The organism is Aliiglaciecola litoralis, from assembly GCF_039523355.1.
Lineage (GTDB): Bacteria > Pseudomonadota > Gammaproteobacteria > Enterobacterales > Alteromonadaceae > Aliiglaciecola > Aliiglaciecola litoralis.
The window spans coordinates 192,926-204,895 of record NZ_BAAAFD010000002.1 but is presented as its reverse complement, the minus strand read 5'-3'; the positions used below and the strand labels follow the sequence as shown (position 1 = coordinate 204,895).

Annotated in this window: 15 protein-coding genes; 8 read left to right on the top strand and 7 right to left on the bottom strand. The window is 42.9% G+C overall.

Annotated features, from left to right (window positions below; all coding sequences use genetic code 11):
- The first annotated feature begins 143 nt into the window (after window positions 1–143).
- Window positions 144–1,439 carry a YfiM family lipoprotein gene (locus ABD036_RS04575; protein WP_343856963.1) on the top strand — a complete coding sequence of 432 codons (1,296 nt, stop codon included), beginning with the start codon at window positions 144–146 and terminating at the stop codon, window positions 1,437–1,439.
- Between the two features lie 182 nt (window positions 1,440–1,621).
- Here ABD036_RS04575 and ABD036_RS04570 read toward each other — a convergent pair whose 3' ends face one another.
- The 4 genes from ABD036_RS04570 to ABD036_RS04555 all read right to left on the bottom strand — a co-directional run bounded on the left by ABD036_RS04570 (window position 1,622) and on the right by ABD036_RS04555 (window position 4,190).
- Window positions 1,622–2,335 carry a ZIP family metal transporter gene (locus ABD036_RS04570; RefSeq protein WP_343856962.1) on the bottom strand — a complete coding sequence of 238 codons (714 nt, stop codon included), beginning with the start codon at window positions 2,333–2,335 and terminating at the stop codon, window positions 1,622–1,624.
- 141 nt (window positions 2,336–2,476) lie between these two features.
- Window positions 2,477–2,953: a protein-tyrosine phosphatase family protein gene (locus tag ABD036_RS04565; protein WP_343856960.1), complete on the bottom strand. Its 477-nt coding sequence runs from the start codon at window positions 2,951–2,953 to the stop codon at window positions 2,477–2,479.
- A gap of 471 nt (window positions 2,954–3,424) precedes the next feature.
- Window positions 3,425–3,760: a hypothetical protein gene (locus tag ABD036_RS04560; RefSeq protein WP_343856958.1), complete on the bottom strand. Its 336-nt coding sequence runs from the start codon at window positions 3,758–3,760 to the stop codon at window positions 3,425–3,427.
- A 100-nt stretch (window positions 3,761–3,860) separates the two neighbouring features.
- On the bottom strand, window positions 3,861–4,190 hold the full coding sequence (locus tag ABD036_RS04555) for a hypothetical protein (RefSeq protein WP_343856956.1): 330 nt from the start codon (window positions 4,188–4,190) through the stop codon (window positions 3,861–3,863).
- Window positions 4,191–4,310: 120 nt separating this feature from the next.
- Here ABD036_RS04555 and ABD036_RS04550 point away from each other — a divergent pair, with 120 nt between their 5' ends.
- The gene (locus tag ABD036_RS04550) at window positions 4,311–4,499 is read left to right on the top strand and encodes a hypothetical protein (protein ID WP_343856954.1); all 189 of its coding nucleotides are present in this window, start codon (window positions 4,311–4,313) and stop codon (window positions 4,497–4,499) included.
- Here the strand turns inward: ABD036_RS04550 and epmB are convergent, their stop codons facing one another.
- Window positions 4,500–5,525: an EF-P beta-lysylation protein EpmB gene (gene epmB, locus ABD036_RS04545; protein WP_343857987.1), complete on the bottom strand. Its 1,026-nt coding sequence runs from the start codon at window positions 5,523–5,525 to the stop codon at window positions 4,500–4,502.
- 32 nt (window positions 5,526–5,557) lie between these two features.
- Between epmB and efp the strand changes: the two genes are divergently transcribed.
- From efp to ABD036_RS04525, 4 genes are all read left to right on the top strand, one after another.
- Entirely contained in the window at window positions 5,558–6,127 is a 570-nt protein-coding gene (gene efp, locus ABD036_RS04540) for an elongation factor P (protein WP_343856952.1), read from the top strand.
- 77 nt (window positions 6,128–6,204) lie between these two features.
- Window positions 6,205–7,182 carry an elongation factor P--(R)-beta-lysine ligase gene (gene epmA, locus ABD036_RS04535; protein ID WP_343856950.1) on the top strand — a complete coding sequence of 326 codons (978 nt, stop codon included), beginning with the start codon at window positions 6,205–6,207 and terminating at the stop codon, window positions 7,180–7,182.
- Window positions 7,183–7,307: 125 nt separating this feature from the next.
- On the top strand, window positions 7,308–8,480 hold the full coding sequence (locus ABD036_RS04530; protein ID WP_343856948.1) for a GGDEF domain-containing protein: 1,173 nt from the start codon (window positions 7,308–7,310) through the stop codon (window positions 8,478–8,480).
- On the top strand, window positions 8,477–9,004 hold the full coding sequence (locus tag ABD036_RS04525; protein ID WP_343856945.1) for a GNAT family N-acetyltransferase: 528 nt from the start codon (window positions 8,477–8,479) through the stop codon (window positions 9,002–9,004). Before ABD036_RS04530 ends, ABD036_RS04525 begins: the two co-directional genes overlap by 4 nt.
- Window positions 9,005–9,015: 11 nt before the next feature.
- Here the strand turns inward: ABD036_RS04525 and ABD036_RS04520 are convergent, their stop codons facing one another.
- Both ABD036_RS04520 and ABD036_RS04515 read right to left on the bottom strand, forming a co-directional pair.
- A complete protein-coding gene (locus ABD036_RS04520) occupies window positions 9,016–9,657 on the bottom strand; it encodes a peptidylprolyl isomerase (protein WP_343856943.1) in 642 nt (213 codons plus the stop codon).
- 51 nt (window positions 9,658–9,708) lie between these two features.
- A complete protein-coding gene (locus ABD036_RS04515) occupies window positions 9,709–10,848 on the bottom strand; it encodes a methyltransferase (protein ID WP_343856942.1) in 1,140 nt (379 codons plus the stop codon).
- 31 nt (window positions 10,849–10,879) lie between these two features.
- Between ABD036_RS04515 and ABD036_RS04510 the strand changes: the two genes are divergently transcribed.
- Both ABD036_RS04510 and bolA read left to right on the top strand, forming a co-directional pair.
- Window positions 10,880–11,503, top strand: a complete 624-nt coding sequence (locus ABD036_RS04510) for an alpha-ketoglutarate-dependent dioxygenase AlkB family protein (RefSeq protein ID WP_343856939.1) — start codon at window positions 10,880–10,882, stop codon at window positions 11,501–11,503.
- Between the two features lie 135 nt (window positions 11,504–11,638).
- Complete coding sequence (gene bolA / locus ABD036_RS04505) at window positions 11,639–11,962, top strand: transcriptional regulator BolA (protein ID WP_343856937.1); 324 nt, start codon at window positions 11,639–11,641, stop codon at window positions 11,960–11,962.
- Window positions 11,963–11,970: the final 8 nt, after the last annotated feature.

Here is an 11,970-nt window from a genome sequence, read left to right as displayed (position 1 = left end):
GTTAGACTATTCGGTGTTTGCTGCACATCTGTGGTATTTGTGGCCCAAGTCGCTGCTGTAGAGAATGGATCGATACACTAAAACGATGACGTTAAAAATACTTTTCGTTGGCCAACATGTCTTTGTATTGCCAATAAGTCCTTATGTCTGGCTTCATTAAACTCCTGTTTGGCAGCTTTATAGCCATTGTGCTTTTGACTTTGCTCTTGGCTATATTAGTGTTGGAGAGCGAGCCAAAGGCAGTTTCGTCGGCGCATCAGCAAGTTGATGATGCAGACTCTGTCAATGCATTACTCAAACAAGCACGACAAATTACTCGTAATCGATTCGTCCCGCAAAGCGTAGTTATGTCTTATCAACAGATAAATAGTTTACTGGGCTTTTCACAACGGGCTGTACCTGACTTTTCCGGTAAACTCGTTACCGAAGACAATAAATTAACATTGCTGGCCAGTTACCGTGTGCACTTTGCCGGTGTAGAGGGCTACCTCAACTTGCAAGGTCAGTTAGTTAGCGCTCCAGGTATCGAACTAAAGAACGTTAAAGTTGGTGATCTAGCTCTTTCTCCTGATTGGGTTTTGTCAGTCGTAACAGCAATTATCAACTGGCGAACCCAAAGTGATATTGGAGAGTTAGCACTCCAGCAAGTATCACAAGTACAAGTGGATAATAAAAGTGTGACCTTCACCCTTGTGCCTATCCATGATTTTTTAGCGCAACTAAATCAAATTAAGAATGGTCTGGGTGGAGCTGACAATGAAGCATTACGCAAGCGAGTAACGCATTATTTGACGTTTTTGTCGCAACTTGATATTCCCCAACATCGTCCTGGGCTTTCTCTTGCTGATTTTATGGTACCGTTGTTCAAACGTGCTCAGATGAACAGCACTGACACCTCTGCGGTGACCGAAAACGAAGCCGCTTTGCTGGCCCTGGCGATATACACTGGTCATCACCGGCTGGCCAATTTTGTCGGTGAGGTACAACCTTTTCCGGGCAAAGTGGTAATGCCAAGATATCGTCCCATGCTCGCTAACCGCTCTGATCTAACACAGCATTTTGTTATCTCAGCGGCGATTAAAATTCTTTCTGAACAAGGGATCAGCATGGCAATAGGTGAGTTTAAAGAGTTGATGGATAGAGCCGAAGGTGGCAGTGGATTCAGCTTTGCTGATCTAGCGGCAGATTTAGCCGGACTAAAACTGGCCGTTGCCGCTATGGATCCTGATACAGCCAAACAGGTTCAACGGGCATTAGCCAATATCAACAATGAATCGGACTTCTTTCCAACGATTGAATCCCTGCCAGAGGGGTTAAGTAAAAGCGAATTCTCTGACCAATACAACACCGTCAATAGCCCAGAATATAAACAACAAGTTGACAACATCAATCAACGTATCGCCGCACTCCCCCTATACGCCTCGATGCCTGAGAATTAACAGCAATTAACGGGACACCCATGTTAACGATCTAGGCTTATGAGGTGGGTGTCTTCATAAAAATGACGGGCATGCGATTCAAAATCTTAAGTAAAACACCTTTTACGCTGGTGTTTTTAAGCATTACTGGACATGGAAGGTTTGTAACTTTTCTCAGCCATTTAAACCGACTTTATTTCGCATTATGTTGTCATCATGAGACCAACCATACCAAGTACAAAACCTAATACTGCTCCCATTGGAGGCAACCAATGTTTTTCTAGTCTGACCTGCGGAGCTAAATCTTGGAATATGCAGTAGAGGATCCCTCCTGATGCAAAAACCATAATTACTGATACAGCTTCTGGATATTCTGATAGCCAAAGAAATCCAGACACACCAGAAATGGGCCCAAGAATCGCCATTAAAGAAAACAGCATAATAATTTTTTGAGGTTTGTAAGTAGAAGTCGCATTTAGCTCTCGATATGCGCTAAATCCTTCAGGTAGATTTTGCAGCCCTATTAAAGCGGCAAGTAAAATGGCATTACTATTTCCTGTTGCGAAAGCCGCACCTAGCGCGATGGATTCAGGTATGAAATCAGCAAGCATTGCAGCGAGTTGGCCTGCTGGAGTATTGATTTTTTTAAGAAAAATATCAAGGAACATGAAACTGAGCCCGCCTATTATAAACGAAATACTAGCCGTTAACGGGCTTAGGTGGGATATGCCTTCTGGGATGAGAACCAAGGCAACTGCTGATAAGAGTGCGCCACCCCCAAAGGCCATAACACCGTGTCTAATTTCTTCTTCAATCCACTTATTCTCTATCCTTTCAAGGTATGCAATTACCGCCCCTAGAGCCATTGTTAAACCAGCGATCAACGTTGATGATATGACTATTAGTAAAGGCGACATAATCTACTCCGAATTGATGTACCTTTGTTGGTACTGAAAATTAACTTCATAAAAAGTCTGAAATAAGTAGGGCATTACAATGAGACATCAAGCTTTATATACAAAAGTAGTAAGCGTTGATGGTCTATTGAAAGTAGTCGATCAGATAGAATCTCCAAAGTGTCGATTGCCCCACTCCAATCGTTCATGTCCAACTCCACCTTGAGTAAGGGCCCGCATTCTTAGTAGTTTACTCATCGCTTGTTGCTCGGATATTTTTAAATAGCGCAGGAAAGCGTATGAAATCATCCCGGTCCTGTGGATACCTGCAGAACAATGCAAATAGATCTTTGCATTGTCATTTAAATAGGACTTACATTCCGAAAAACTGTCGGTTATTTGTGGAAGCATTTTTTCCTCGGGAGGTTTTCCATTGGCTAAAGGAAGCCATATCCACTCCAATCCTGCTTTTCTAGAGGCTGATTTTATTTCTAACGCACCTTCTTTTTCAGACAGTAACGTCCAAACATGCGTCACACCGAGTTCTTTGTATACCGAGATATTCTTTAATCTTGGGCGATGGCCGATTGCCAATGCACCGTTTAAAACCGTTTCAAACTCAACACTAACTTCTTTCATGGGTCCCAATAATTCCTAATCGACTCCGATCATCATAGTTGTATAAATTTAACCGTCACACAAGCCAACTAATCGAAGAATCGAATTAACGAGACACCCATCTTTAACTACAAGTTAATATTTACAAGGACACCCATCTTTAACTACAAGTTCAAAATGGTGGGTGTCCTTGTAAATATGCATCAGTACATGTTTCGTACACCAAGGATAATAATCTAGCACCGAGGGTTTAAAACCGATCTTGGGCGACTGGCTTTCAATAACTCGGCTAACTTAGTTGATTATTGATGTGAGGGGGAGCGACTCTTAACGTGTATGGGACCGTTGATTCAAACCATGCAACCAACATTTTGCTTAATCAGTCAAATGTCGAGCGGTTAGTGAGCTTGGCTGAAAGGTCGTTCTATAATCTGCCAAATGTGATCATTGTATTAGATTAACGGCATTAGCCGGGATGGTTAATCAATAGATCTACAACAAGTCTTGGATTGAACGATAGACTTCGGTGGCTTTTTCGGTGCTTAGATTGTTTCGGGCCGCAGTGCCAACACTGCTGGATACTCTGACAAAATCGGTTCCGGTCAAACTTTCAGCTTCGGTGGCATCTTTGTTTTGGTCGAGGTTGCTAGCGCGCTCTTGTTGATCGCGCTCGTTCTGCTGCAAAATACGTGCTTGGGGGGAGAGTTCTACTTCCGGTTGATTCGCGGCACCTATTCCGAACGCATTTATGGTACGAGTTTGGCTATCAGCAGAAGATAGCTGATTCAAAGACAGATTATTTAGACGACTAACGACATCAATTTCCATCGATTGCCAACCTCATTTTATACCGCAATTACGCAAGCAAGTGAGCTTATAGAGCACACCTTAATTATGGTACAAAACGCTCAAAAAACAACCTTTGACGTTATACCGAGCTCTTAAATTGGTTAAGCGTACTCAGCAGTAGTTCCATCTTTTTAACGATTTCGGCAAGTTTAATTTGCAGCTCTTCGTCCTGCTCCTGCTCAAGTTCAACGACTTGGCCAGCTAACTCTTTCACATAGGGCATGAAACGCTTGCTCTGCACGGTAAATCCGGCGTCTTGTGTAAAGACATTTTGAAATTTTCCTTTGCCACTTTGTTGTAATTTGGCTAGTACGTCATCCGCATCAATGGCTTTGCGGTAAATTAATTGCATGTTTTCAGCGAGTTTCTCGAACAACGCGCGCTTAGCAGCATCGGAAATGGTAGACATGTTGGACATCTCAAAATGGTTAAAATAGAACTAAAGAATTTCAAAAAGAGGCCGATAACGACCGTGAGCGGGTAATTTTGCCTGTTTTTTTATATTGCTACAAGCAATGAGGTAATTGGTATGGAACTTCAAGGTGTAAATACATCTGGAACTACCGGTGCGTCGCTAGAAGTAAAAGCCTTGCAACTCGCGAAATCAGATCAAGAGATAAAAGGCCAAGCGACGCTTCAGTTGCTGGAATCAGCGGCTGACGTACCAAAAGTTTCGTCTAATCCTGCAATTGGGTCGAACGTTAACACAACGGCCTAATTAGGGATGAAGATGTAGATCAATAGGCGTTTTGCCGGGCTGTCCGCCAATCTCTCTGACGAGTTTGGGGACTAAAAAGCCCGGCAAATGCTTTATTACTTCAGCCATTATTCCTCGTGCCTCTTTCTCATCAACGTTAAAGTGTGCTGCGCCCTTTACCTTGTCTAACATGTGTAAATAGTATGGCAATATTCCCGCATCAAATAATCGATTACTTAAGTTAATTAATGACGCTGACGAATCGTTAATGTGGCGCAACAATACCGATTGATTTAGTAAGGTCACGCCAGCATCGCGCAGCATCTGCATTTTAGCCGTTAACACATCATCAATCTCATTGGCATGGTTAATGTGCAGTACCATCACTATTTGCAATCGACTATCTGATATCCAATCCAGCAATTGCGCATCAATGCGGCTTGGTATCACCACGGGAAGACGAGTGTGAATACGAAGCCGCTTAATGTGAGGAATGCGCGCTATTTCGGCAGTAAGCCATCGCAAAAAGTCATCTTTTGCCATTAATGGGTCGCCGCCGGAATATATGACTTCGTTGATCTTGGGATCCGCTTGAATGTATTTAAGTGCATCCAACCAGCCCTTTCGATTCAAGCTGTTTTGTTCATAGGGGAAGTGTCGTCTGAAACAATAACGACAATTTACCGCACAGCCGCCGCGTACCATTAACAATGCTCTGGATTGATATTTATGCAAAATTCCCTGCTGTTGATCCTGTTGTTCTAATAAGGGGTCTTCAACAAATTCCGGTGACTCTAGAAATTCGTCATACAACGGAAACACTTGCAATAACAAGGGGTCATGGGGGTTACCCTTCTGTATTTTTTGGGCAAACGGAACCGGCACTTGCATCGGGAAAAGTCGCCTTGCTTGCGCATGTTTTTGGTATTCGTCACCTGATAGCTCGACGAAATCCAATAGTTTTTGCGGATCTTTAAAGCACTGAGCGAGTTCTTTTTGCCAGTTACTCTCTACAGTGATCAATTTTTTAGGTATTATCAGCGCCAAACGTGTACTCAATAGTTAATTTCAGAGGATTTATGGCTAATTACAGCACAAATGAATTCAAAGCGGGCCTTAAGATAATGCTCGACGGCGAACCTTGCAACGTTCTTGAGAACGAATATGTTAAACCAGGTAAAGGACAAGCCTTCAATCGGGTGAAAATTCGCAAGCTAATTTCAGGTAAAGTACTTGAGAAAACCTTTAGATCAGGCGATTCAGTAGAAGGCGCTGATGTAATGGATACCGATTTGTCTTATTTGTACAATGACGGTGAATTCTATCACTTTATGAATAATGAAACCTTTGAGCAAATCGCTGCGGATGAAAAAGCCGTAGGAGAGAATGTGAAATGGTTAGTGGAAAATGATACTTGCACTATTACATTGTGGAATGGCAGTCCGATCGCGGTTACCCCACCTAACTTTGTCGAGTTAGAAATTACCGAAACGGATCCAGGCCTTAAAGGTGATACCGCTGGAACCGGTGGCAAGCCAGCAACCTTAGCGACGGGAGCGGTAGTGCGTGTGCCGCTTTTTGTGCAAACTGGAGAAGTGGTTAAGGTCGACACGCGCAGCGGTGAATACGTTTCTCGCGCGCAAAAATAAATACTTAACCTGTTCTAGAGAGCCGCTTAGCCGGCTCTTTTTTTATCTTAAATTTTTGACTTAGTAGATCCCCGATTATGGCTGATTTTGACGCTTGGCAACCTACTGCCAGTATGGATAGTCTTCGCACCCGAGCTCAGGTGATGGCTCAGGTACGAGGCTTTTTTGCCTTGCGTAATGTGTTGGAAGTGGAAACGCCAATGCTTAGTCAGGCTAGCGTCACCGATGTAAATTTACGCGCCTTCGAAACGCGCTTCAGTCACCCACAATCCAGTCAAGAGCAAGTGTTATATTTGCAAACCTCACCTGAGTTCGCGATGAAACGTTTGCTTTGTGCGGGTAGCGGCTCTATTTACCAATTGAGTAAGGCGTTTCGCAATGAAGAAGCCGGCCGATTCCATAATCCCGAATTCACTATGCTCGAATGGTATCGTGTAGGCTTTGATCATTGGCAATTGATTGACGAAGTGGACGCGTTGTTGCAAGAAGTACTCGATACGCCGCCCTTAGAAATAGTGACCTATCAGCAGGCATTTATTCGCTATTGTGATTTCGATCCGTTAGACATCAGCCTTGCGCATTTACAACAGCAAACAAGTCGGCTGGGATTTAACGATATTGCGCAATCTGAAACCAATAAAGATGTGTTATTACAATTGCTGTGTTGTGAATTAATCGAGCCTCAATTAAGTCAAGAGCGTCCAGTCGCGCTGGTCAATTTTCCAGCGTCTCAGGCCGCGTTGGCTAAACTGGAGCCTGAGGATCCGCGCATTGCTAGACGATTTGAGGTCTATTACAAAGGCATTGAATTGGCTAACGGATATCATGAATTGGGTGACCCCCAAGAACAACTGACTCGGTTTGAAAACGATAACCTGTTACGCCAATCCAAAGGACTGCCAACCATCACAATTGATAATTTGTTTATTCAGGCAATGCACCAAGGATTGCCTGACTGTGCTGGCGTAGCGCTAGGATTTGACCGATTAATGATGTTAAAGCGCCAATCAAGTCGAATAGAGCAGACTATGAGCTTTTTTATCGATAACGCGTGAATCTTAGCAAAGCCAAATATGATTAAAAAATATTCATTCTAAAGTGATTGTCCCACTTAGGTTTTTTGCTACACTCAGTTAACGTTATTCTGTTTTAGCAATAACCACATGGGCATCATGTCAGTATGGATACGACCAAAGTATATGGTTTGGCAATGTCTCGATTGTTTCCCAAACCCAAACCTGCCTTAAAGGCAGAGTATGAATTGCATTGCAATGCCAACAATTTAAAGTACGTCATGTACTTTTCGTTGCTTGCCTGTGTGTTGTTTGGTTTGCATTTGCTGCACCACTTTCGACTCGGTCTAGCAGTGTTTAATACTGAAATGATGCCGTACACTCTGTTGTACGGGTTTTCCATTATTTATCCTGCGTTTAATATTCTTTTCTTGTCCAAACTGAAGTATTTGCCGGCATTGACGCCCGTAGCGACATTTATTGAAGTGATGTTCCCGGTATTTATGACATGTGTGGCTATTTTTCTGTCTGTTTTAGGAGCTCAAGTTGGCTTAGGTTTGACTCCTTTTGCGGTCATCATGATCGTGATCTGCTTTACATTGCAAGGTCATCTTGTGTTGCTTTCCGTAATCATTACTTTGGCGTTTTGCGTTTTAGCAACGTTGTTATTCATCAACATTGATATTCAAATTGCTTCGCCATTGATAGCGACGGGATTGACCACCTCGATTATTTGTATTGTGTTAGCTAACATGACAGAAGCAATGCGAGTGAAACAGTTTGAAGCGCTCAGTGAGTTAAATAGCAATAATCGACAGTTAAAATTGCTGGCACAACAAGATCATTTAACCGGTCTGCTAAATAGGCGTGCGGTTGATCAAATATTGACTCGAGAATTAGCTCGCAGTGAGCGTTTCGACCATCCCCTTTGTTTACTGATGATTGATATCGATAATTTTAAACACATTAATGATGCTTACGGTCATGTGTTAGGTGACCGGGTTTTGGTTGATGTATCGGAAGCCATCAAGTTGCATGTGCGTGATATAGATTATGTGGGTCGCATGGGAGGAGATGAGTTTTTAGTTGTACTGGTGGAAACCGGTCACAATAACGGTATGCAAATAGCGGATCGCATGCGAGATGAAGTCAGTAAGTTAAATCGTGAACACCAAGATATTGCGGTCACCATTAGTATTGGGCTTGGAGTTAGCGAAAAAGAGAGTCATATCGCGCTTATCGAAAAAGCAGATAAAGCGTTGTATATGGCTAAAAAAGCAGGTAAAAATAAAGTACGTTCGGTTAAAGTAACCCCCGTTAAACCAGCAGATAACCCATGAAAGAGACTGATTGGCAGCATAAAACTGCTCGCTTACGACTGCGCAAGTTTAGCATGCAGGATCGGCAATTTGTCATCTCGTTAGTGAATGATCCGCAATGGATAGCGCACATTGGCGACCGCAATGTACATGATGAAACGCAGGCCGAAGCGTTTATTAAAGACGGTCCACTGAGCTGTTATCGAAATCATGGCTTTGGTATGTACATATTTGAAAGTTTGACCGATAACACACCCATGGGCGTGTGCGGTCTTTTGCAGCGCGACTATTTAGATAAACCAGACATTGGCTACGCGATATTACCTCAATTCAGAGGTCAAGGCCTGACGTTTGAGGCGTGTCAAGGCGTATTGCAACACGATGTGTCGCGCTATAGTTTAGATACTGTCTATGCCACTATATCGCCACTCAATAAAGCCTCGATTAAGTTAATTGAAAGGTTGGGGTTCGAATTTAGTAAGCTTATCGAACCCACTAACCAACAATCGTTATTGTATATTAAGCGAAATTTTGACGCGCGATAACTAGGTGATTTTTATCCCTCTTCTGGCGCTGTACTGGTTTGAGCAGGAACAGCTTCAAAGGGGGGAAGAATCGTGACCTTTTCTAAAATTATCGGCTGCTTGGGTACATCATGCCACCTGACGGTAACATTGTATTCGGTTTCTACCTCGGCCATAGCATCAATGATTTCGGTACCTTCTGTGACATAACCGAATACGGTATATCCCCAATTTTTACCAGGGTCCAAACTCTCATTGTCTCTTAGATTAAAGTAAAACTGGCTCATTGCTGAATGCGGGTCATTGTCTCGTGCCATGGCAATGGTGTAGGCCTCGTTTTTTAGTCCGTTACCCGATTCGTTGAATATTTTAGGGAACGTCTTAATACCTTTAAAATCGGTGTCATATCCGCCAGTTTGAACCACAAAATTAGGCACGATACGATGAAACAGCAATCCTTCATAACGCCCCCGTTCCACGTAGCGCAAGAAATTATTCACCGCAATGGGCGCTTTGGCGCGATATAACTCAACGGTGATGTTACCCATACTGGTATGAAGCATTACTTTGGGATAATAATTATCGGGTTGAATATGAGAGCCATCTTTTTTACTTTGGGCAATTGCCACAGTGGCGTTAAACAAAATAATAAGGGCGATAATAATATTTTTCATAAGCGATCTCTGGGTTAATTGTGACTATCTGTGAACCCGCATTCAGGTTATCTATTTGTGTGATGAAAGAATACTAAATTTAGGATCACTACCAACCACTTCATATCCGCCAAACAGGCGTTTGAGAGTTTGTGGATAATCCAAATGTCGGTTGCCAATTATTCTCAATTCTCCGCCTTTCACCAATTTGGTCTTGCTGTCGTCGAACATTTGATAGGCGATATGATCGGTTACTGTATTTTGCTGATGAAAAGGTGGATTACATAATACAATATCAAATTGAGTTTCTTTATCGAGTTGTTCAAGGCAATTGCTTACTACAAACTCACAATCAACCAGCCTCTCAGGAAAGTTCAATCTAACATTTTCCTTAGCTGATGCTACCGCCATATAAGACTCGTCAATAAAAGTCACTTTAGCGTGTTGAGTGCGTTGCAAAACGGTCAAACCAATAATGCCATTACCACAGCCTAAGTCTGCGATACGCTTGCCCTCACAATCAGGTAAACAAGCTGCAAGATGTCGGGCGCCAATATCCATCTGTTGTCGAGCGAAAACGTTAGCATGGTTAACGACATGCAATACGCCATCATCGCTTTTCCAACGCGTTGGCTCAGGAAGCGACAAGTCAGTCAACGGAAACTGCGGTTGGCTAAACACCAAACGAGATTTCTTTTTCGCCAGTGAGGTATGCGTATTACCGAGATATTTTTCAAATAGTGACAAGGTGGACTTTTGAATAGACTTCGCTTTGGCGCCCGCCATTATCCTTGTTGTAGGGCTGATCACTTTACGGATCTGAGCGAGTTGATACTCTAGCAGCGCGGTAGTTCTGGGTATTTTGAGCAAAACCCAATCAGGTGAATCAGGCAAAGACTCTAAACTATTTCGATACTCTACAAAAGTTGGGTTACTATGATTAAGCTGAATGTTTTTCTGGCAAGACTTTTGCGCGATTAATGAGTCAGACACGTGGGTAATGCGGGCGGGCGACAGCCAGCTGGTCAATGCCCCGAAATCGTCATTTAATATTAAAAAGTGCGCATTAGCGTAGTCAGGCTGTTGTTCCACAACGTAGTTGATGAGCAGTTCATCTGCTGAATCCCATGCCTGCCAACTGGGATGCATGAAACGTTTTGGATAACGGTATAACTCCAAGGTTTTATCAAGAAACTGAAAACACGTATTCATCTAAATTAGGACCACCTTCGTAATAACCGGTATGCAACAGGATTTATTTTCTTCATCTACCCGTACATTTGAATCGCTGCCGCTAGCGGATGCAGACGTTCGTTATATGTCGCACTTTATTGATAGTGACGCAGCCGCGCAATTGTATCAGAAATTAAGCACAGGTTTGGCATGGCGGCAAGATTCTATCAAACTCTTTGGTAGACAAGTGAAAATTCCGCGCTTACAGGCTTGGTACGGCGATGCAGATGCCCAGTATAGCTATTCAGGGTTACACATGACGCCGATGGCTTGGACCGATGACCTTTTGCGAGTCAAGCAAGACATCGAAGCGTTGACCCAATGTCAGTTCAATTCAGTTTTAGCCAATTGGTATCGCGACGGTCAAGATAGCATGGGCTGGCACAGTGACAATGAGCCTGAATTAGGCCCTTATCCAACTATCGCATCAGTTACCTTAGGCCAAGTAAGAGACTTTGACTTTAAGCGAAAAGACAATGCACAGACTTATCGAATCCCCCTTCAAAGTGGCAGCTTGTTAGTTATGGCCGGTGCAACTCAGCGATATTGGCAACACGGTATCACCAAACGTACAGCACCATTGATGGGTAGGATAAACTTGACTTTTAGGACTATTTTAGCTTCTGCAACCTAGTTATAATTAACGTGAGTTTCATGCTTAGAAATTATATCTAGTTGTCTCAGTCACTTACTACAATTGGGTAAAATTTAGTTTCAAACTACCGAGAAAAAAGGCTATTTTTAATAACAACACACTCAGAGAATGCCAATGAATATTCAAAATAATATCGAGAAAAAATTACTGTCTCATTTCGATCCGGCCCATCTGGAAGTTATTAACGAAAGCTTCATGCACAATGTGCCACGCGGATCTGAAACCCATTTTAAGGTGGTGTTGGTCACACCTAAATTCACCGGTGAGCGTTTAATTAACCGTCATCGTGCCGTCAATGCCGTATTGAAAGAAGAACTCGCAGAGCAAATTCACGCTTTAGCGTTGCACACTTACACCCATGATGAATGGCATAATTTATATGGCAATTCACCTGATTCTCCCAATTGTCTAGGAGGAATGAAACACGCCACCTCGTAAACATCTAA